21 protein-coding genes and 2 tRNA genes are annotated in these 21771 nt (G+C 41.7%); 10 read left to right on the top strand and 13 right to left on the bottom strand.

Annotation, left to right across the window (positions count from 1 at the left end; all coding sequences use genetic code 11):
• Positions 1-50 precede the first annotated feature (50 nt).
• The 7 genes from glyA to ACLS0A_RS01520 all read right to left on the bottom strand — a co-directional run bounded on the left by glyA (position 51) and on the right by ACLS0A_RS01520 (position 8473).
• The gene (gene glyA / locus ACLS0A_RS01550) at positions 51-1316 is read right to left on the bottom strand and encodes a serine hydroxymethyltransferase (RefSeq protein WP_416083495.1); all 1266 of its coding nucleotides are present in this window, start codon (positions 1314-1316) and stop codon (positions 51-53) included.
• Positions 1317-1437: 121 nt separating this feature from the next.
• Positions 1438-1749 (bottom strand): hemocin immunity protein, encoded by a 312-nt coding sequence (locus ACLS0A_RS01545; RefSeq protein ID WP_423093691.1) that lies wholly within the window; start codon positions 1747-1749, stop codon positions 1438-1440.
• Positions 1750-1821: 72 nt separating this feature from the next.
• Complete coding sequence (locus ACLS0A_RS01540) at positions 1822-3039, bottom strand: DUF711 family protein (protein WP_416082131.1); 1218 nt, start codon at positions 3037-3039, stop codon at positions 1822-1824.
• Between the two features lie 28 nt (positions 3040-3067).
• Positions 3068-4369, bottom strand: a complete 1302-nt coding sequence (purD, locus tag ACLS0A_RS01535) for a phosphoribosylamine--glycine ligase (RefSeq protein WP_416082130.1) — start codon at positions 4367-4369, stop codon at positions 3068-3070.
• Between the two features lie 21 nt (positions 4370-4390).
• The gene (gene purH, locus ACLS0A_RS01530; protein WP_416082129.1) at positions 4391-5995 is read right to left on the bottom strand and encodes a bifunctional phosphoribosylaminoimidazolecarboxamide formyltransferase/IMP cyclohydrolase; all 1605 of its coding nucleotides are present in this window, start codon (positions 5993-5995) and stop codon (positions 4391-4393) included.
• Positions 5996-6226: 231 nt separating this feature from the next.
• Positions 6227-6634, bottom strand: a complete 408-nt coding sequence (locus ACLS0A_RS01525) for a DoxX family protein (protein ID WP_416082128.1) — start codon at positions 6632-6634, stop codon at positions 6227-6229.
• A gap of 120 nt (positions 6635-6754) precedes the next feature.
• Positions 6755-8473 (bottom strand): protein-disulfide reductase DsbD, encoded by a 1719-nt coding sequence (locus ACLS0A_RS01520; protein ID WP_416082127.1) that lies wholly within the window; start codon positions 8471-8473, stop codon positions 6755-6757.
• Between the two features lie 249 nt (positions 8474-8722).
• Between ACLS0A_RS01520 and ACLS0A_RS01515 the strand changes: the two genes are divergently transcribed.
• The 3 genes from ACLS0A_RS01515 (at position 8723) to arcA (ending at position 10081) form a co-directional block, all read left to right on the top strand.
• Entirely contained in the window at positions 8723-8989 is a 267-nt protein-coding gene (locus ACLS0A_RS01515) for a type B 50S ribosomal protein L31 (RefSeq protein WP_103852717.1), read from the top strand.
• Positions 8990-8998: 9 nt separating this feature from the next.
• Positions 8999-9142: a type B 50S ribosomal protein L36 gene (ykgO, locus tag ACLS0A_RS01510; protein ID WP_103852716.1), complete on the top strand. Its 144-nt coding sequence runs from the start codon at positions 8999-9001 to the stop codon at positions 9140-9142.
• Positions 9143-9367: 225 nt separating this feature from the next.
• Positions 9368-10081 (top strand): two-component system response regulator ArcA, encoded by a 714-nt coding sequence (arcA, locus tag ACLS0A_RS01505; RefSeq protein ID WP_416082126.1) that lies wholly within the window; start codon positions 9368-9370, stop codon positions 10079-10081.
• Between the two features lie 127 nt (positions 10082-10208).
• Here arcA and rnhA read toward each other — a convergent pair whose 3' ends face one another.
• Complete coding sequence (gene rnhA, locus ACLS0A_RS01500) at positions 10209-10670, bottom strand: ribonuclease HI (RefSeq protein ID WP_416082125.1); 462 nt, start codon at positions 10668-10670, stop codon at positions 10209-10211.
• 81 nt (positions 10671-10751) lie between these two features.
• Here rnhA and dnaQ point away from each other — a divergent pair, with 81 nt between their 5' ends.
• From dnaQ to ACLS0A_RS01485, 3 genes are all read left to right on the top strand, one after another.
• On the top strand, positions 10752-11519 hold the full coding sequence (gene dnaQ / locus ACLS0A_RS01495) for a DNA polymerase III subunit epsilon (RefSeq protein ID WP_416082124.1): 768 nt from the start codon (positions 10752-10754) through the stop codon (positions 11517-11519).
• A gap of 87 nt (positions 11520-11606) precedes the next feature.
• Positions 11607-11683, top strand: a tRNA-Asp gene (locus ACLS0A_RS01490).
• Positions 11684-11702: 19 nt separating this feature from the next.
• Positions 11703-11779, top strand: a tRNA-Asp gene (locus ACLS0A_RS01485).
• 148 nt (positions 11780-11927) lie between these two features.
• Here ACLS0A_RS01485 and dsbB read toward each other — a convergent pair.
• Positions 11928-12461, bottom strand: a complete 534-nt coding sequence (gene dsbB, locus ACLS0A_RS01480; RefSeq protein WP_416082123.1) for a disulfide bond formation protein DsbB — start codon at positions 12459-12461, stop codon at positions 11928-11930.
• Positions 12462-12473: 12 nt separating this feature from the next.
• Positions 12474-14015, bottom strand: coding sequence for a Na(+)/H(+) antiporter NhaB (gene nhaB / locus ACLS0A_RS01475; protein ID WP_416082122.1), 1542 nt, complete (start codon positions 14013-14015; stop codon positions 12474-12476).
• A gap of 132 nt (positions 14016-14147) precedes the next feature.
• Between nhaB and fadR the strand changes: the two genes are divergently transcribed.
• On the top strand, positions 14148-14873 hold the full coding sequence (gene fadR / locus ACLS0A_RS01470) for a fatty acid metabolism transcriptional regulator FadR (RefSeq protein WP_416080525.1): 726 nt from the start codon (positions 14148-14150) through the stop codon (positions 14871-14873).
• A gap of 64 nt (positions 14874-14937) precedes the next feature.
• Here fadR and ACLS0A_RS01465 read toward each other — a convergent pair whose 3' ends face one another.
• Positions 14938-16152: a pyridoxal phosphate-dependent aminotransferase gene (locus tag ACLS0A_RS01465; protein WP_416082121.1), complete on the bottom strand. Its 1215-nt coding sequence runs from the start codon at positions 16150-16152 to the stop codon at positions 14938-14940.
• Positions 16153-16360: 208 nt separating this feature from the next.
• Here ACLS0A_RS01465 and ACLS0A_RS01460 point away from each other — a divergent pair, with 208 nt between their 5' ends.
• From ACLS0A_RS01460 to menH, 3 genes are read left to right on the top strand one after another with little or no spacing between them, the layout of a single operon-like run.
• Positions 16361-17635, top strand: coding sequence for an isochorismate synthase (locus ACLS0A_RS01460; RefSeq protein WP_416082120.1), 1275 nt, complete (start codon positions 16361-16363; stop codon positions 17633-17635).
• 31 nt (positions 17636-17666) lie between these two features.
• Positions 17667-19373, top strand: coding sequence for a 2-succinyl-5-enolpyruvyl-6-hydroxy-3-cyclohexene-1-carboxylic-acid synthase (menD, locus tag ACLS0A_RS01455; RefSeq protein ID WP_416082119.1), 1707 nt, complete (start codon positions 17667-17669; stop codon positions 19371-19373).
• 15 nt (positions 19374-19388) lie between these two features.
• On the top strand, positions 19389-20144 hold the full coding sequence (gene menH, locus ACLS0A_RS01450) for a 2-succinyl-6-hydroxy-2,4-cyclohexadiene-1-carboxylate synthase (protein ID WP_416082118.1): 756 nt from the start codon (positions 19389-19391) through the stop codon (positions 20142-20144).
• An 81-nt stretch (positions 20145-20225) separates the two neighbouring features.
• Here menH and holA read toward each other — a convergent pair whose 3' ends face one another.
• Positions 20226-21263, bottom strand: a complete 1038-nt coding sequence (gene holA, locus ACLS0A_RS01445; protein WP_416082117.1) for a DNA polymerase III subunit delta — start codon at positions 21261-21263, stop codon at positions 20226-20228.
• Positions 21263-21763: an LPS assembly lipoprotein LptE gene (gene lptE, locus ACLS0A_RS01440; RefSeq protein WP_416082116.1), complete on the bottom strand. Its 501-nt coding sequence runs from the start codon at positions 21761-21763 to the stop codon at positions 21263-21265. Before lptE ends, holA begins: the two co-directional genes overlap by 1 nt.
• Between the last annotated feature and the right edge of the window lie 8 nt (positions 21764-21771).

The following is a 21771-nucleotide window of genomic DNA, read 5'->3' as shown; positions in this document are numbered from 1 at the left end:
AAAAACAGGCTGGATACCCAATCCAGCCTGTTTCGCACGATACTAAAAAATTACGCAGGATAAACCGGCAAACGCTTACAAATATCTAGCACTTTCGCTTTTGTTGCTGCGATAACTTCTTCCTCGTTTTCTTTACCCACGGCATCAAGCACATCGCACATCCAGCCTGCTAGCTCTTTCACTTCTGCTTCTTTAAAACCACGGCGAGTCACAGAAGGTGTGCCTACACGAATTCCTGAAGTGATAAACGGTTTTTGTGGATCATTTGGTACTGCATTTTTGTTTACCGTAATGTTCGCTTTGCCTAATGCGGCATCGGCGGCTTTTCCAGTTAAACCGTGGCTCACTAAATCCACTAAGAATAAATGGTTTTCTGTGCCGTTAGACACCACGTTATAACCACGCTGTTTAAACACTTCCACCATCGCTTTTGCGTTTTTCACCACTTGTTGCTGATAAGCTTTAAACTCTGGCTCGAGAGCTTCTTTAAAACATACCGCTTTGGCTGCAATAACGTGAACCAATGGACCACCTTGGCCAGCTGGGAAAACAGCGCTGTTTAATTTTTTGTAAAGCTCTTCATCACCGCCTTTCGCTAAAATCAAGCCACCACGGGGGCCGCCCAAGGTTTTGTGCGTTGTGGTTGTCACAACGTGCGCGTGCAGTAATGGGTTCGGATAAACACCTGCAGCGATTAAGCCTGCAACGTGCGCCATATCCACAAATAAATAAGCGCCTACTTCATCGGCGATCTCACGCATTTTCGCCCAGTCAACTACTTGAGAATAGGCAGAAAAACCACCCACGATCATTTTTGGCTTAACGCGTAACGCTTGTTCACGCAATGCGTCATAATCAATCACGCCTTCATCAGTGATGCCATATTGTTCTGCGTGATAAATTTTGCCTGAAAAGCTCACTGATGCACCGTGAGTTAAGTGGCCGCCGTGTGCCAAGCTCATTCCTAAAATGGTATCACCCGGATTTAACAATGCCATATACACTGCCGCATTGGCTTGCGAACCAGAATGCGGTTGCACATTAGCATAATCTGCGCCAAATAATTCTTTCGCACGGTCAATTGCAAGCTGCTCAACAATGTCTGCATATTCACAACCGCCGTAATAGCGTTTGCCCGGGTAACCTTCCGCATATTTATTAGTAAATTGAGAGCCTTGCGCTTCCATTACGCGTGGGCTGGCATAGTTTTCTGATGCGATTAATTCAATATGTTCTTCTTGACGGCGATTTTCATCTTGGATCGCCTGCCATAATACGGGATCGTAATCAGCGATGTTCATACTTCTTTTTAACATTGTGTTTGTCCTCTTATAAATATGATTATTTAAGATTTAACTAGTTTAGCCTTTTTTCACTATCTTGTAATGAAAAATTAGGTTCAAAATTTTCATTGCGATGATGAATATTATTCATATCCTATGCTTGTCGCAATTCCTTTTTACAATTATTAATATAAAGCGAGATATCTTCTTCTTGGTAACCAAGCAATTTACCAATTTCTCGTTCTACCATAGGATCAAAGTGTCCTATACTTTTCTTCAATAGTTGCTCAAGCTGTACTGCATATTTTTGATGAACGGGTCTAAATAGAATAAAGGCTCCCAACTCTATTGGAGTCTGCTTATCTTGAGGAACTAAAACAAGATAATTACAACGAAAAACACCCCGTTCTATATAAGGTAAAAACGTACCTGGAACTCCCATATCATTAAAGAAAAGTGCTAACATTTTCTTTCTCGATAACATTAACTCAAGCTCTATTCCTTCGTGAGGACCAATTTTTCCTTTACATATCATAAACTATGGTACAGCTAAAATGCGGCAATTACATAAATCATCGCTTTCAAACTCGGTCATTTCTCCCGCTACTTTATTAGGAATAGGGAATAGCCTGACGGTAAGGGGCTTATTTAAACGAAATGCCATTGTGCCAGTATCACTCATTAATCCTGCGATTTGTTCAATGGTTGTCTCACCTGAAATTGGTACAGTATCTAAACCAATGCCGCATACGGCACTATAAGTGAGTAACGCTCGAATATCAAATTGCGATCTTTTTGTGCCTTCTGCTAATCCTAAATCTTCCGTTACGGCTAACATTAAACCCGAAAAGCCAACCAAATTGACATTTTTGATGGATTTGAACACGCGAGTGAGTAATTCAGATACCTCCACAGTGCCTGCTGCACCAAAATAAGGCACACCAAGTAATTCATAAACTTTTGTCATTGAATGGCAATTTTTTGATGGTGCTGCTGAGCTATCAAAACCCGCTAAGCTAAAATTACCAGATAACGCAGATTTTACGACATTTTGCACTTCATCAATGTGATATTGCAAAGCTTGAGACATTGCCACACTTGCTTGATGAAAAAACTGTTGGCGATTTTCACTACTCGGTAAAGTTTCTAGCACATCCACTAATAAATCTGGCGTTTCTAATCCAATTACCACAGCATTATCTAACTCACTGCGATGATAACCTGCAGGAAAATAAGGAATAAAAGGTTTGCAATTAAAGTTTACGGTAAAATTAAAATTGCCTTCGCCACGTGGAGTTAATTCTGCAATTTTTTGCACCGCACTTGCACAATCTAATAATAAATCATAATTTAGAAAGCCATTTTCATCGCGTTCCACATTCACGCAAGCGTTACATAAATCACCATAATCTGCGATTAATTCTGGCAATAAAACAATCTCTTGTTTGGTTTTCGCCTCACCAATCGCAAATCGAATACGCAATCCACTCTCATTTAATTCATTGAGCAAAGTTTTAAGCAAGGCTAAATCACTCTTTGCCGTGTCAATGCTGGTCAAATCCAAATATTCACCAAAAGGATTAGTGATAATACGGATAGACTGAATTTCATAACCTTTTTGCTGAATAGCTGGAATAAGTAGGTCACATTCCGCTTTAGCCATTTGTAGTTGTTGTTGCCATTGTGCTTTATCTTTAGTTAGGGATAAAAACAGGCTGATTGCTCTCACGCGGCAAAGTGATTTATCTTGATACATATTTCTCCTTTTTCTTATTACTTCTCTATTATGACTTCTCGCGTGCAATAGCTCTCCAACCAATATCACGGCGGAAGAAACGTCCTTGCCATTGAATTTGTTCAGCGAGTTTTAAGGCTTTCTGTTGAGCGTCAAGCACGGAATCACCTAATGCGGTGGCACAAAGAACACGGCCGCCGTTGGTCACTAATTTGCCGTTTTCTTCACTCACACCTGCAAGGAAAACTTTTTCATCTGCCTGCTCAGTAGTTGGTAACCCTTGGATTTCATCGCCTTTGCGATAATCCGCAGGATAGCCTTCTGCAGCAAGCACGATGCCTAGCGCGGCTTGTTTTTTCCATTGCGATTTAACTTGATCCAACTTCCCTTCGCAGGCTTTTAAGCAAAGTTCCACCAAATCAGAATCCATTCGCATCATAATAGGTTGCGTTTCAGGATCACCAAAACGACAGTTAAATTCAATCACTTTTGGCTGACCATTTTTATCGATCATCAGGCCTGCATATAAAAAGCCTTTATACACATTGCCTTCGGCCGCCATTCCTTGCACGGTTGGATAAATAATTTGCTCCATTACACGCTGATGAATTTCAGGGGTAACTACAGGGGCTGGCGAATAAGCGCCCATTCCGCCGGTATTTAAGCCTTTGTCGCCCTCACCCACACGCTTGTGATCTTGGCTGGTTGCCATTGGCTCAACATTTTTGCCGTCCACCATCACGATAAAACTGGCTTCTTCGCCGTCTAAAAATTCTTCAATCACCACGCGTGAACCTGCATCACCAAAGGCGTTGCCTGAAAGCATATCTTTAATTGCTTCTTCTGCTTCCGCTAACGTCATTGCTACAATCACGCCTTTACCCGCCGCTAAGCCGTCTGCTTTAATCACAATCGGCGCGCCTTTTTGGCGAACATAAGCCAGGGCTTGCTCCACGTCTGTGAAGTTTTGATATTCTGCCGTTGGAATTTGATGACGTGCTAAGAAATCTTTGGTGAATGCTTTTGAACCTTCTAGCTGCGCGGCGGCTTGAGTTGGGCCAAAAATGGTTAAACCTGCTTGTTCAAAGGCATCGACAACGCCTGCTACCAACGGGGCTTCTGGCCCAACAATGGTTAAGCCCACTTGATTTTCTTGGGCAAATTTCACTAATGCTGGAATATCTGTCGCAGAAATTGCCACATTTTCCACCGCACTTTTGCCGAAGCCCTTTTCTCTCGCCGTGCCTGCGTTGCCTGGGGCAACAAACACTTTACTGGCTAAAGGGGATTGCGCTGCTTTCCACGCAAGGGCGTGTTCACGCCCACCATTTCCGATAATTAAAATATTCATTTTTTTCTACCCCACTTTTAATTAATGACGGAAATGACGCATTCCCGTTAGCACCATCACCATATTGTGTTCATCTGCGGCATCGATCACTTCTTGATCACGCATTGAACCACCTGGGTGAATCACACATTCAATGCCTACTTTAGCTGCGGCATCAATGCCATCACGGAATGGGAAGAACGCATCGGACGCCATTACGCAACCTTTCACTTCCAAGCCTTCATCTTGTGCTTTAATGCCCGCAATTTTGGCGGAATAAACACGGCTCATTTGTCCTGCGCCAATGCCGATGGTTTGATTATCTTTGGCATACACAATGGCGTTCGATTTCACAAATTTCGCCACTTTCCAGCAAAACAGTAAATCTTGCAGTTCTTTTTCTGTTGGCTTACGCTTGCTCACCACTTGTAAATCAGCAAGATCCTCCATTCCTAAATCGCTATCTTGCACTAATAATCCGCCATTAACTCGTTTAAAATCTAAGCGTTGCTGTGGCTCGCTATGCCATTCACCACATTCTAAAACACGCACATTTTTCTTTGCTTTCAATACGGCTTTCGCCGCATCTTGCACCACTGGGACAATAATCACTTCAACAAATTGACGATCAACAATAGCTTGTGCCGTTGCTTCGTCTAAAGGGCGGTTAAAGGCAATAATGCCGCCGAAAGCGGAAGTTGGATCGGTTTGATAAGCGCGGTTGTAGGCGTCTAAAATATCCTCGCCTAAGGCAACACCACAAGGATTCGCGTGTTTCACGATCACACAAGCAGGTTCATTAAAACTTTTCACACATTCTAGTGCGGCGTCCGTATCGGCAATATTGTTATAAGAAAGGGCTTTGCCTTGTAGCTGTTTTGCGGTGGATACGCTGGCTTCTTTTTGTTCTTTTTCCACATAAAATGCGGCATTTTGATGGCCATTTTCCCCATAACGCATTGTTTGTTTGCGAATAAAATTCAAATTCAAGGTGCGTGGGAATTGCCCGCACAAGGCATTTTGCTCGTCTTCATCTGCAGCAAAATAAGGTTTCACCAATTTGCCAAAATAGTTGGCGATCATCGCATCATATTGTGCGGTATGCTCAAAGGCTTTGATGGCTAAATCAAAACGTGTTTCTAAGGTTAAGCCATTTTGATTTTGATCCATTTCTGCCAAAATCGCGGAAAAATCCTGATTATTCACCACAATCGCCACATCTTTATGGTTTTTCGCTGCAGATCGCACCATTGTTGGGCCACCAATATCAATATTTTCTACTGCATCTTCAAGAGTACAATCTGGTTTTGCCACGGTTTGGGCGAAAGGATAAAGATTCACCACCACCATATCAATGGGATCAATTTGGTGCTGCGCCATTATTTCATCATCAACCCCACGGCGCCCTAAAATACCGCCGTGAACTTTCGGGTGCAGGGTTTTCACGCGCCCGTCCATCATTTCTGAAAAGCCTGTGTAATCGGATACTTCGATAACAGGCAAACCTTTTTCCATTAATAATTTTGCCGTGCCACCAGTGGAAAGCAGTTTCACTCCACGTTGCACTAAGCCTTGAGCAAATTCCACAATACCAGTTTTGTCTGAAACACTAAGTAAAGCCTGACGAATTGGGCGATTTGGTTGCATTGAGATTTCCTTTAATTTAATGAAATGAAAAAACGCCCGCATTATAACGCAATCGTTTGCTTTTATGTAGCACGAAATCAAATTTCTTAACAAAAAACCAACAACTCAAAATTTCCATAGGCAAGGCGTACCAAAAGTGCGGTGCATTTTTGAATTATTTTTCTTAAAAGACAAAAAAACCCGCTAACGCGGGTTAAAATCAACAACTCTAAAAAAGACAAATTAGTTTTATTAGCTCTTCTTGCAAACTTTGTTATCTAATGCAAAAGCGCCTGCGCCTAAGAACACAAAGTTTAAGAAAACTAAAGAATATAGTGCAGCAAGCTCACCTTTATTGACGATTGGCAATAACACGTTATCCAAAGATGCGTGAATTTGGAAATATGCCACCGCCATCATACCAGAAAGAATGAATGCCACTGGGCGGGTAAATAACCCTAAAATCAATAATACGCCACCAACGATTTCTAACATTCCGCCAATGCCCATCATTGAAAAGAGTTCCACAGCACCGTTGCCACCTGTCATTGAAACTGGGTATTCAAAGAATTTTGACGTGCCGTGTAATAAAAACATATAGCCTGCAATAATGCGTAATAATCCGAGTGCATAAGGGCTAAGTTTATTTAATGAATTCATAATGTTTCCTTTAAAAATAATCTTACTCCAGTAGGAGCGAAAGAGCGCGTATCATAACGGAATTGCATTACCTATACAATTCATAATAATGAAAATCACTTTTTCTTATTTGTAAACAATCTAAAATCCTAAACGCTGCTGCAACCACCCCAAAAATTCATCAGCATTCATAAATCCCGTAATGCGGGCGGGTTCAATTTCGTTGCCTTGTTTATCAAAAAAGATGATGGTGGGTAGGCCTAGTACATTCAGTTTTTCCATTAACGCTTTGTTTTCTAGGCTATTTTTGGTCATATCTACTTGTAACAATAAAATATCGTCAAGGGCCTGCTGAACGTTGGCATTGGAAAAAGTATATTTTTCAAACTCTTTACAGACCACGCACCAATCGGCATAAAGATCAAGCATTGCAAAAGTGCGGTCGTTTTTTTGCAAGATTTTTTGTAGTTCGTCATAGCTGCTTACTTTTTGGAACGCGGTTTGATGCGCGCGCGTTGTTTGTGCTAAATCAGGTTCATTCCAGAGCCAAGTTTGCAGTGGTTTCACCAAGATCATCGCTAAGATAAAAAATCCAATACGCAACACCCAGCCAATGCCCTGCCCTTTGATTTGCAAGCCTGCCCATAAGCAGAAAGACACGCCAAGTAGCGCCCATAAACGATTTTCCCAGATTTCAGGCAGAATACGAGAAAGCAGGAAAACCGGCAAAGCAAGCATTACAAAGCCGAAAATCACTTTTACTTTTTCTAACCATTCGCCTGATTTTGGCAAAATGCGGTTGCCGAAAACCGTGGCTAAAATCAGTGGTACGCCCATTCCCAACGCAAGTAAATAAAGGGTAATTGCACCAGTAAATAGATCTCCGCTTTGTGCCACATAAAGCAATGCGCCCGATAGCGGTGCGGAAGTGCAAGGTGATGCCACAAGGCCTGCGATCATTCCCATCACAAAAACGCCGCCAAATGCACCGCTCTTTTGTTTTTGGCTTAACAAGGTGAGCTTGGTTTGTAATGATGATGGCAGTTGTAAGGTGAACATACCGAACATTGATAAGGCGAGCAGAACGAAAATCACCGATAAACCGATGAGTACATAAGGGCTTTGCAACGCAATTTGGAAAGGCAATCCGATGGCGGCCACGGCTAGACCGAGTAAAGTATAAGTGAGCGCCATTCCTTGCACATAAGCAAGGCTTAATCCCAACGCGCGCGCCGTGCTTGGGCGTTGCCCGCTGCCAATCACCACGGCAGAAAGCAGCGGCAACATTGGCAATACACAAGGGGTAAACGCTAAGCCTAAGCCTAATAAGAAAAAGCCAAATACCGCATATTTGCTTTCAAACAGACGTTGCGCCAAGGATTGTTGTTCATTTAACGCAGGTAAAAGTGCGGTGTTTTTTTGTGTCGTTTTTTCTGCGGAATGGGTTGCTAAAGGCTGCCATTGCACGGTTTTAGTTTCAGGCGGATAGCAAAAGCCTTTCGTGCAACCTTGGTAGGTAACAGAAAAGGCTTGTGGCGTTGCTGATGAAATCGGCACATTTAAGGTGAGATGATCACGGTAAATTTCCGTTTCGCCAAAAAATTCATCTTGATATTTTTCTGCTGGCGGAAAAGGTAGATTTGCGACCTTTTGCTCCCCTTGTTCAAGCAAGATTTCTTTTTTGTAGAGATAATAATCTGGTGCAATTTGCCACGCTAATTGCAAGCTCTCCCCATTAGAATGGGCAGAAAATTGAAAAGCTTCATCAGCCTTCAAAAATTGCGGTTTGCTATCAAAAAGCCCTGCCTGCACCACAAGTGCGTTGCAAAAACAAAGCAAAAAGGTAAAAATCTTTTTCATTCTCGCTTGCTAACCTATTGAATGTTAAAACCTAAAGCTAATCTATGTGGCTTCATTCTAGCACAGTATCAACGCACGAGATGTATAAAAAGTCTTGAGTTCTTTCACTTTATCTTATTTTTTTCGTTGTCTTAAGATTCTTAACAGCCACACTTATTTCTCAAAGAAAAATAAGAGTTGATAATCGTTCCTATTTAATATAGTATGCCTAGCCTAGTTATTTCGCAGTAAAAAATAAGGAGTTATCAAATGAAAAAAGGGATTCACCCAGAAAATTACCGCACTGTACTTTTTTACGACAGCAATGCCAAACAAGGCTTTTTAATTCGTTCTTGCGCCAGAACCACTCAAACAATGAAATGGGAAGATGGCAAAGAGTATCCTGTCTTTATGTGTGATACTTCATCTGCATCGCACCCATTTTATACAGGAAAAACCAGACAAATTAATAACGAAGGCAGAGCAAGTAGCTTCCTAAACAGATACAGTAAATTCGGCTCACTCAAATCAAAATAAGGACAAATAATGCAAGTACTTTCTTCATTAAAAACCGCCAAAACGCGCCACCCAAAATGCAAAGTGGTACGCCGCCAAGGTGTGGTGTATGTTATTTGTAAAGAAAATCCACGCTTTAAAGCGCGTCAAGGGGGCAAAAAGAAAAAACGCTAAGATGTTATAAGATATATTTCCATATCGCTCTCTGAATTTTTCAGAGAGCGTTTCTTTTTTATAAAATAAAGCAATAAAACCTATGATTTAGATCATAAAAGCACGCAGAATTCATTTATCCTACTTGTTACAATAATGTTGCAATTATACAATGGCAAACTTAGAATACCCTAGAATTGTTAGTTTTAACTCGCCAATCAATATTGGAAAGGAAGAGATGCGAATATGGTTACCGCAAAAATTTTAATCGTTGAAGATGAAGCCATTACAAGAAACACGCTAAAAAGCATTTTTGAAGCAGAAGGATATGACGTATTTGAAGCCAATGATGGCGTACAAATGCACAAAATTCTCTCCAGCCAAGACATTAATCTTGTCATTATGGACATTAATTTACCTGGTAAAAATGGGCTAATGCTCGCACGAGAATTGCGCGAAACCACCAACACGGCGTTAATGTTCTTAACTGGGCGTGATAATGAAGTAGATAAAATTTTAGGTTTAGAAATCGGTGCTGATGATTACATCACCAAGCCTTTTAATCCGAGAGAATTAACTATTCGTGCGAGAAATTTATTACAACGTACGATGGCTGAAAACACCAAGCAAAGTTCACAACCAGTGGAACAATATCGTTTCAACGGCTGGACGTTAGATCTCAACAGCCGCACCTTAATTAATCCAGAAGGCGAAGAATACAAACTCCCACGCAGCGAATTTCGTGCAATGTTACAATTCTGCGAAAACCCTGGAAAAATCCAATCTCGCGAAGAATTATTGAAAAAAATGACAGGGCGAGAGCTAAAGCCACAAGATAGAACGGTGGACGTTACTATTCGTCGTATTCGTAAACATTTTGAAGATCACCCCGACACCCCAGAACTTATCTCAACTATCCACGGTGAAGGGTATCGGTTTTGTGGAGAAATTGAAGGATAAATTCATTCTCACACTTTCTTTCCCAAAAACAAAAAGAGTTGGATTTTACCAACTCTTTCTGATTTAACACAACCATTTCTAAAAGTGCTTTTTAATTTTCTACATCTTTTTTGAAAGATCCTTAATTTTACGGCTCATACCCCACATCTTCCAACGTTGGATTTTCTGCACCTTGTTTTGCGAGTTGATCGCAGATTTCGTTTTCTCGATGCCCGCTGTGTCCTTTCACCCATTGCCAATGTATTTGGTGTCTTTGTGTTTCATTATCAAGCAATAACCATAAATCTTGGTTTTTCACTGGCTTGCCTGTGCTAGATTTCCAGTTATTTTTTTTCCAATTAAAAATCCACTTAGTAATGCCATTTTTCATATATTGGCTATCGCTATGTAGAGTAACTTGACAAGGTTCTTTTAAGCTAGCTAAAGCCTCAATAACGGCTCTCAGCTCCATTCGGTTGTTTGTTGTTTGGAAATAACCTTTTGAAATTTGTTTTTCGTGCTGTTTATAACGTAATAGAATGCCTATGCCACCCGCGCCGGGGTTGCCTAGACAGGAGCCATCAGTGAAAATTTCAATATGTTTCAACATAAATTCAGATAAATTTTAGCTATAATTTTTTTTCAAATGGGGCGATAATACCGCAAAATTTAATAAAGAGATAGGAAAACTATGACGACTTCACTTATCCCTGAACGTCAAATTGTGCTAGATACAGAAACCACTGGTATGAACCAATTTGGTGCGCATTATGAGGGGCATTGTATTATTGAGATCGGTGCGGTTGAATTGATTAACCGCAAATACACGGGGCGAAAGCTGCATTTGTACATTAAACCTGATCGCCCTGTTGATCCTGAGGCAATTAAAGTTCACGGCATTACTGATGAAATGTTAGCGGATAAACCAAGTTTTTCTGAAGTGGCTCAAGAGTTTATTGAGTTTATTCAAGGTGCTGAGTTGCTGATTCATAATGCGCCCTTCGATGTGGGGTTTATGGATTATGAATTTGAAAAACACAAGTGCAATGTGAAGACTAGCGATATTTGTACCGTTACAGATACCTTACAAATGGCTCGCCAGCAATACCCCGGCAAGCGCAATAGCTTAGATGCACTTTGTGATCGTTTACATATCGATAATAGTAAACGAACACTACACGGTGCATTGCTGGATGCGGAGATTCTAGGCGATGTTTATTTAGCAATGACAGGTGGTCAAACGAGCTTGTTTGATGATGCCGAAACCGAAGAACCGATACAACAGATTGAAGAAGAAGTACAAATTGAAAGTGCGGTGGTTTTTTCACAAGATTTTACTGTGATTACACCCAATGCAGAAGAAGAGCAAGCCCATTTAGACTATTTAAAATTAATTAACAAAAAAAGCAAAGAAAACTGTTTATGGATAAAACGAACGGAGAATGAAAGCATACATTAGCGCTCATTCATTAATCAGTTAAACAGTGGGGTATAAAAATTGCTTGACGAACTTTTCGTTCACTATTATTATGCCTCTCGCTAACGCGGAGTGGTAGTTCAGCTGGTTAGAATACCTGCCTGTCACGCAGGGGGTCGCGGGTTCGAGTCCCGTCCATTCCGCCAATTTAGCACTCTCAGATTCGGAGCGGTAGTTCAGCTGGTTAGAATACCTGCCTGTCACGCAGGGGGTCGCGGGTTCGAGTCCCGTCCGTTCCGCCAATCTTTTTTATCCTTTCTAAATATTTTCTTTTTTATATCCTCCTTTTAATTATTTTTAGAGAATATAAGATTCTGCATATAAAAATCTGCATTTCAACACTCGTGTATTGACTACAAGTATCAAAATGCAGACTAATTTCTCAGGCTATTATTTAAAAATATTTCTCGTTTGCTCTACCCGTTTAAATTGGCTAATTAATAAAACCGCCAACAGTAGACTGTAAAAGGCAAAAATCACCACAATCCATTGTGCCATTGAGAAGCCTAGGAAAGACCAGCTAATCTCCGAGCAAGATCCCGTTGGATTAAATACATAAGGCAACCAGCGATCTAATGGCAAGGTTTGTGGAAATTCAGCCATATAAGAACATTGATTCCAAGGTGCAGGATTGAGCTGATAATCAACGTGTTTAATGGCGAGCAATAAGCCTTTCACTGCGCTGCCCAAGCCCACCAATAATGCCAATAAACGCAAAATTAATGCGCGTGGATAAAGCAAGCCAATTAATGCTGAAAATGTAATGCCAAACAAGGCGACTCGTTCGTAAATACACATTACGCAAGGGGCTAACCCCATTCCGTGTTGAAAATAAAGTGCGGTGCTTTCTAACGCGATTGTTGAGATCAATAAAAGCAACCAACCGCCACGATTGAGCGATAACTGTTTGAAATATTTCAGCATTGGGAATCCTTCTTATACTGGCGTAATTAATCCAATTTGTGCTAAAAGTTGTGTCATTGCTGGCAATAAAAATTCTACCGCAAATAACCCCACTAAAGATAACACAATTGTATAAGGTAGCGCCATATAAACCATTCGTCCGTAAGACAAACGAATTAACGGCGCAAGTGAAGAAGTCAGCAAGAATAAAAATGCCGCTTGCCCATTTGGCGTTGCCACCGATGGTAAGTTTGTCCCTGTGTTGATAGCCACAGCAATTAATTCAAATTGATATGGCGAAATAATCTGTTGTTCCAATGCGGCTTTTGCTTCGTTAATATAAACCGTTGCCACAAACACGTTATCAGAAATCGCGGATAATACCCCATTGAAAACATAGAACAGCATTAATTGCACATCTTCGGAAGCAGAAAGCACAAGATCAATGATAGGCGCAAACAGGTGCTGATCCACAATCACCGCCACCACTGAGAAGAACACCACCAACAATGCGGTGAATGGCAAGGATTCTTCAAAGGCTTTGCCGAGCGCGTGCTCGCTGGTAATACCGCAAGCTGATGTACATAAAATAATGACACTTAGCCCAATTAACCCGACTGCAGCCAAATGGAATGCCAAACCAACCACTAACCATACGCCCACTAAGGCTTGGATCACCAATTTTACGCGTTCTTGATTGTTCATTTTGAGCTGGCGGTTACGGTCAAATTTAGCTAGCACGCCCCACACTTTACGCGGAAGTTTCGCACCATAACCAAATAAACGGAATTTTTCCACCACAAGGCAAGTTAATGCGCCACAAATCAAAATTGGCACGGTAACTGGCGTCATTCGGAAAAAGAATTCGCCAAAGCCCCATTTTGCTTGTTCAGCAATGATCAGATTTTGCGGCTCACCGACCATTGTCATCACGCCGCCTAATGCCGTCCCCACGGCTGCGTGCATCATTAAGCTACGCAAAAAGGCACGAAACTCTTCCAAGGTTTCACGGCTATTGCCAATGTGTTTGTCATCATTAATATCATCAGAATCATCGAATTGTTTGCCCGATGCCACTTTATGATACACGCCGTAAAATCCCATTCCCACGCTAATAATCACCGCCACCACGGTTAAGGCATCTAAAAATGCGGAAAGAAATGCCGCACTTAAGCTAAATGAAAGGGATAGCACCAATTTGGAACGAATATTGAGTAACAGCTTGGTAAAAATGAAAAGGAGCAGCTGTTTCATAAAATAAATGCCCGCCACCATAAACATTAACAGCAAAATTACTTCAAAATTTGCCATAATTTCTTCTTTAACGTGTTCGGGGTGAGTCATTCCAATCATCACAGCTTCAATGGCTAACAGCCCGCCGGGTTGTAATGGATAACATTTCAACGCCATTGCAAGAGTTAAAATAAACTCCGCAACCAACACCCAGCCCGCAACAAAAGGGCTAACACAAAAAAACAAAATCGGATTTAAAACTAAAAATCCGACTATTGCCAGTTTGTACCAATCAGGACTTGAACCAAGAAAATTTTTCAGAAATGCTTGAGAATAGTTCATATTACGACCTTTACTTTAAAACAAAAAAATATAACTGTGCTAATTGTAATATATCCACCTTTCAAGGATAATAACAAATCTCTATTTTGTTATCTATATCACAAATTTTTCAACAAATAATTGCGCAAAAGTATGAATAATCATCAGTCGCTTCTTAAAGCCCAAAGCCCAGCGGGATTAGCTGAGGAATATATTGTAAAAAGCATTTGGAATAACCATTTTCCACCGGGGTCTGATCTACCAGCAGAACGGGAATTAGCAGAAAAAATCGGGGTAACCAGAACGACATTGCGAGAAGTGTTGCAACGCCTTGCCCGTGATGGCTGGTTAAGCATTCAACACGGCAAACCAACCCGCGTGAATAACGTATGGGAAACCGCTGGGCCAAACATTATCAGCACGCTGATTCAGCTTGATAAATCCACCATTCCTGTGATCATCACCAATGTGGTGTCTTTGCGTACTCGAATGGGTGAACATTATATCCCAGAAGCCATTCAAACCGATCCTGCCGCTTCATTAAAATTATTTGAAAACCTACCGCACTTGGCAGACACGCCACAAGCCTACGCAGAATTTGACTATAATTTATACCGCTCTTTTACCTTTGTGGCGAACAAACCGGTCTATGGCTTAATTCTAAATAGCTTTAAAGATCTCTATCACCAAGTGGCATCGTTATTCTTTTCTGAAGCCAAATCACGCCAATTTACTATGCAATTTTACCAAACCCTACGCCAAAGCTGCGAACAAGGCAATGTTGAACTTGCCATTCAATGCCTAGCAGAAAACCGCGAACGCAGCAGTAGCATTTGGAAAGCGATGTTGCATCACTTACCGGCGGATTTTGGGGAGTAAATTTAGTGAGAAAAATAGTGAAATAATAAAAACGCCAGCACTCACTGGCGTTAAAATTCATATATTACTGACGATAATTAGCTAAAAAACGCCCTAACTTAGAAAGTGCATCTTCAATTTGATTCACATAAGGTAAGGTTACAATGCGGAAGTGATCGGGGGAATGCCAGTTAAAACCGCGTCCGTGTACTAATAACACTTTCTCTTGACGTAATAAATCCAGCACCATTTTTTCATCATCATAAATATTGAATTTTTTCACATCAATTTTTGGGAACATATAAAGCGCGCCCATTGGCTTAACGCAACTTACCCCAGGGATTTGATTAATCAGTTCATAGGCTTTGTTACGTTGTTCTAATAAACGTCCGCCTGGCAGAATAAATTCATTAATGCTTTGGTAGCCGCCTAATGCGGTTTGAATGGCGTGTTGCATTGGGTGGTTGGCGCATAAACGCATTGAAGCTAGCATATCCAAGCCTTCAATATAGCCTTTTGCCTGATGTTTCGGGCCGTTTAAAATCATCCAGCCTTGACGGAACCCTGCTACACGATAAGATTTTGACAAACCATTAAAGGTAACTGTTAATAAATCTGGCGCAAGGGCAGCAATATGATGATGAACCGCATCGTCATACAAAATTTTGTCGTAAATTTCATCGGCAAAAATAATTAAATTATGCTCACGAGCAATATCCACAATGCCTTGCAATAAATCTTTGCTATACACCGCGCCCGTTGGGTTATTCGGGTTGATAATCACAATGGCTTTGGTGCGCGAAGTGATTTTGCTTTTGATATCCTCTAAATCAGGAAACCAATCTGCCTGTTCATCGCATAAATAATGCACTGCTTTTCCGCCAGCAAGGGTGGCGGCCGCCGTCCACAATGGATAATCTGGCATTGGGATCAACACTTCATCATCATTATTCAAAAGCGCTTGCATCGCCATCATAATCAGTTCAGACACGCCGTTGCCGATATACACATCATCAACAGTCGCCCCTTTAATATTTTTCGATTGGTAATATTGCACAATAGCTTTACGCGCGGAATACAACCCTTTGGAATCGCAATAACCTTGTGCTGCGGGGAGATTCCGCAAAATATCCACCAAAATTTCATCTGGCGCTTCAAAACCAAAAGGCGCGGGGTTACCGATATTTAATTTTAAGATTTTATGCCCGTCTTCTTCCAAACGCAGTGCTTCTTTATGCACTGGCCCACGAATATCGTAACAAACGTGTTCTAACTTGCTTGATTTAGGAAATTTTGTCATTGTTATTATCCTTTTGGTTGCCATATCAATAATATTGCGTGCTGCTATCATTGGGGTAAAAAATTGCCGATAAAAATCGGCGTATTTCTCACCGCACTTTACGCTTATTTTGCAAAGATGAAAAGATTTTATAAAAAATTCTGTCAAAGTGCGGTAGAATTAGCCCTTATTTTTAACTGATTTTTTTGCCAAAAACAACGCTTTTTAAATGGATAATTTGCAATCAATTAAACAACAGCTGATCGAGAGAATTTCCCCTACGCTGCCTACGCAACAAGGGGTCGCTTGCGTGCAGGCAGAAATTGAAACTGATCTCAATTTATTAAGCTGGTTAAAAGGGCAAAAAACCTATCCGCAGTTTTACTTGAATTTGCGCGATAGCACCCAAGTTGTGGCGGCTATCGGGCAAGTGCGCGGCTTTTCGCAATTAAATCAGGCGCAAGCCTTTATGCAACAAAGCGGTTATCCTTTAGTGGGCGGTGTGCAATTTTATGGCGAAAGCCAATTTTTCTTGCCGCGTCTGTATTTGCAACAGCAAGAAAATAAGTTAAACATTCAGTTATTTATCGATCAAGCAAAAGATGTTGAGCAAGAACGCCAAGCCTGTTTAAACGCATTAAAAACCTTTGAAAAAAGCACCGCACTTTGCCCCATTCAACAATCCATTCATTTTGGGAAAAAACGGGCAGAACAACGCGAATGGTGCGAATGGGTGGAAAAAGGTTTACAGCACATTAAACAAGGCGTGCTAAATAAGATTGTGTTGGCCAATGAAACCCTTTTCCAATCAGAAGGCAAACTGAACGCCTATGATTTTTTGGGCGAAAGTGAACGCTATAATTTCGGCTGCTATCATTTTCTTTTTGCCGAAACGGAAAAATGTATTTTTATTGGCTCCAGCCCTGAACGCCTATATCAACGGCAAGGTTCACAGCTGCGAACTGAGGCTTTGGCTGGCACAGCGTTAGTGGGTGAAAATGCGCAAGAAACCGCACAACAAGCGCAATGGTTGTTGCAAGATGAAAAGAATATTTATGAAAATCAATTAGTTGTTGATGATATTAAACAACATCTTGCCCCTTATAGCCAGCACATTACGGTGTCCCCTTTGGGTTTGAAAACCTTGCGTCAGGTACAGCATTTAAGACGCCAAATTTCAGCGCAAATTTCCCCTGAATATGGTGATGATATTTTCTTGAACGCCATTCACCCCACCGCGGCTGTGGCAGGCTTAGGACGCAACGAGGCGCTCGCCTTTTTATGCCAAACGGAAACCTTTGATCGCCGTTGGTACGCAGGGACATTAGGCGTAATGCAAAAAGAATGGGCTGAATTTTGCGTTGCCATTCGCTCTGCATTCATTGAGCAAGAACAAATTCGCGTTTTTGCCGGTGCAGGGATTGTTGAAGGCTCTATTCCCTTGCTAGAATGGCAAGAAATTGAGCGTAAAGCCTTAGGATTAATTTCTTTATTACAAGAATAAAAAAGAACGGACAAAATAAACGGAGAACCCTATGTCAGTGAGTGTATTTAATCGTTGTTGGTCAAAAGTGATCTTGGAAACCCTTGTGCGCCAAGGTGTAAGCCATTTTTGCATTGCCCCCGGTTCTCGTTCTACCCCACTCACGTTAGAAGCGGCACGCCTTGAACAAGGTGGCAAAGCCAAATGCCATACTCATTTTGATGAGCGTGGTTTGGGCTTTCTCGCCCTTGGCTTGGCCAAAGCGCATAAAAACCCCGTGGCGATAATTGTTACTTCTGGCACCGCGGTGGCAAATCTTTATCCTGCAGTGATTGAAGCGCGCCAAAGTGGGGTTAATCTCATTGTATTAAGCGCTGATCGCCCACCAGAATTATTAGAGTGCGGTGCAAATCAAGCGATTTTACAGCACAATATTTTTGCCGATTATCCTGTGGCAACGGTGGACTTACCGCGCCCTAGCCAAGATTACACGCCAAATTGGTTGATTTCAATTGTGGAACAGGCTTGTTATCGCCAAAGCCAACACGCTGGCGTGATACATATTAATGTACCATTTGCGGAGCCATTGTATGAAGCCAATGCAGATCAGATTGATCAACATTCTTGGCTTGCGCCGATTCAACGTTGGCTAAGCCAAAACAAGCCGTGGCATAATCATCAGGCGCCACAACGAGAAGTGGTAATGCACGAGCATTGGGATCACTGGCGCACAAAACGTGGGATCATCTTGGTCGGCAAGCTGCCACCAGAGCAATCTATGGGCATTCGCACTTGGGCTGAAACCCAAGGCTGGATTATGCTCACCGATATACAATCAGGTGTTGAGCCAACCCTACCTTATGCCGATATTTGGCTAGCAAATCAAACTGTTAAACAAAAATTGCTGGAAGCAGATATTGTGTTGCAATTTGGTTCGCATTTTATCAGCAAGCGCATTAATCAATTTATGGCGGCGTTTAAAGGGGAATATTGGATCGTTGAGCCATCAGATAATTCGATCGATCCAAACCATCACGCTCACACCCGTTTTAATGGCAAAATTCACCATTGGCTACGCGCTCACCCACCGTTGCGCCAAAAACCGTGGCTATTAGAGCCAATTGCGCTTGCCAAGTTCTGCGCAAGTTTTGTGGAACAGCAAGTGGGGGGGAATTTGAATGAAGCCTCTTTAGCCCATCATTTAGAGCGTTTATTGCCAAACAATGGACTGCTCTTTTTAGGCAACAGCCTATTTGTGCGCTTGGTTGATGCGCTCACCAAACTACCTGAAGGTTACCCTGTTTACACCAACCGTGGCGCAAGTGGCATTGATGGCTTACTCGCCACCACTGCAGGGTTAAGTTTAGGTTCAAATCGACCTGCGGTTGCGATGTTAGGGGATACTTCTGCCCTATACGATCTCAATTCCTTAGCATTGCTTAAAAAGGTGAACCAGCCAACCATTATTTTTGTTATCAACAATAACGGCGGCGCAATTTTCGATATGCTGCCTGTAGATGCAGAAATGAAAGATAAATTCTATCGTATGCCGCATAATTTGGAATTTTCTCACGCAGCATCAATGTTTGATCTCAAATATGCGCGTCCTTACACTTGGGCAGATTTAAGCTCGGTGCTAAAACAGGCTTATTTCCGCCGTGAAGCCACCTTGATTGAAATTAAGGTAAACAACAGTGATGGCAGCAATATTTATAAACGCCTGATTGAACAAATTAGCCACGCGGTGATTGGCGCATAACTTCTCAATAACAAAATGGCAACGCAACGTCCGTATTTGGTTTTTCTGCACGGGTTACTTGGCACAAAAGCCGATTGGCAAAAAATCATCGAAAAACTACCGCACTTTCCTTGCGTTGCCCTTGATCTTCCTTTTCACGGCGAAAACAAACAGCTTGCAGCCAAAGATTTTGCTCAAAGCGCTGAAATCTTAAGTGCGCAAATCCAAAGTGCGGTGCAAAATCAGCCTTATTTTTTAATCGGTTATTCCCTCGGCGGACGACTTGCCCTTTACTATGCCTTGCAAGCCGAAGTGGAAAAAGGGGATTTGCAAGGGCTGATTTTAGAAGGCGCAAATTTAGGACTAACCTGCGAGCAAGAACGCCAACAGCGCTGGCAAAATGATTGTGATTGGGCAGAACGCTTTGCCACTCAGCCTGCGCATCAAGTGTTAGAAGATTGGTATCAACAACGCGTTTTTTCTCACTTAACCACTGAGCAACGGCAAGCCTTAATTCAACTTCGCCAAGCTAATTATGGTGAGAATATTGCTCAAATGCTCAAAGCCACTTCCCTTGCCAAACAACCTGATTTTCGCCCACAAGTGCGGTCAAATTCCTTGCCAATTTTTTATCTGTGTGGTGAAAACGATGGCAAATTCCGCCAAATGGCGGTGGAAAATCAACTGAACTTACATTTAATCCCAAATGCAGGGCATAATGCCCATCAAGAAAATCCGCAAGGTTTTGTTGAGCGCCTACAAAAAATTCTAACCAAGATAGAAATAAACTAGAAAAATCAGCTGACTAAGTGAAAATTCATCAGATTTTAAGATAGCAACACATTCTTAGAAACACTGACTAAAGCCAAAAATTTAATGACAAATCTGCACAGATAAATCGACCAATTTTTCCCACACATCATCACTAAATTCAAGTTTTACCAAGCGTTCTAATTCAGCGAGCTGCTGAATGATTTTATATAATTTGCGATAAGTTAAGCGTTGGATTGCTTGCAGAAAAAGCGGGCGGCGTGATTGCCAAATTTTAAGTTGATCAAACTGCTCACGCAATTTTGCGGTAGAAAGCGGTTGATCAATATTGTTCATTCCTTGCTGTGGTTGAGTCAGTGTCAGCAGAGTGATTAGCTCGCGTTGTAAGGTGCGCAATAAAATCACAGGCTGGATTTCCTCACCACGTAAACCGTCTAAAATGCGTCTTGCGCGCTGGCTTTTCCCCTCCAACAAGGCATCAATCCATTGAAACACGGTGAAAACGGAAGATTGTTCCACCACATTTTGCACTTTAGCGAGGGTGATTTTCTCTTTTGGATAAAGCAAGGCGAGCAGTTGTAAGGTTTGTTTTAAGGCAAGAAGATTATTTTCGTAGCTGTAACACAAAAGCTGGATTGCTTCTGGCTCAACAAACATCTCTAAGGCTTTGCTACGCCCTACAATCCAACGGGGGAGCTGTTCAATATTTGGTGTCTGACAATTGACGATAGAAAATTGCGCATCAAACTGATTAGCTTGCACAAACCAATCTTGCTTTTCCATTGGTTTGGTGAGCTTTGCCGTTTGTAGAATAAGCAACACATCTTGATTTAATAAGCCAATTAATTCGGCTAAGCGCTTTTGTAAAGGTGCGGTGAGATTTTCAGGAAAATTTAGCAATAAAATTTGACGACTGAAAAACAAGCCCATCGATTGAACTTGTTCGTTTAAGGCGATCCAATCGGTGCTGTTATCCAGAGTGATTTCATTTTTTTCATCGAAACCTTGCTGTTTTGCTACAGTGCAGATGAGATCCTTGCTTTCTTGTAAAAGCAAAGGATCTTGCCCCACTAAACAATAAATTGATGCCAATTTTTTCTCTAGCGAGGCCCTAAGCTGATCAGCAAACAGACGTTGCATTATTGGCTTTTCACCTGTTGTTTTAACGCCACCATTTTGGTGATAAGCTGACGTGCAGCTTGTTCACGCATATCATTCCAAATCACTTCTTTCTCGGCAGATTTCGCTAAGGCAGCGCGCGAGTTATCAAAGAAAGTGCGCGTAACTTGGGTGCTAATCGGATAACGTTGTTTATTTTTAAGCTGAACGCTGGCTTCCACTTGCAACACCAACACTTTTTCCGCCTCACGCCCTTGTTTGAAAATAGACGCCACTTCGCTATTCTCACGGGCATTATTTAAGCGCAACACCACCACATCACCTTGCTCAACAAGCTGAATGTTATTGGCTCGCAACTGCTTGCGCATAGCAATCGTCATCGCATCATAAGGATCACTACTTTCCAAACGCAATGTTTTCATCTCTTGCGGAATTAATTCACCATTTTCAAAGTGGAAACCACAAGCCGTGAGCGTTGCCAACGCACCGACAAGGCATAATTTTTTAAGTAAATTCAACATAGTGTTTT

The sequence above is a fragment of the Avibacterium volantium genome, assembly GCF_049366555.1.
Classification (GTDB): Bacteria; Pseudomonadota; Gammaproteobacteria; order Enterobacterales; family Pasteurellaceae; genus Avibacterium; species Avibacterium volantium_A.
This window is presented reverse-complemented; position numbering and strand designations above follow the sequence as displayed.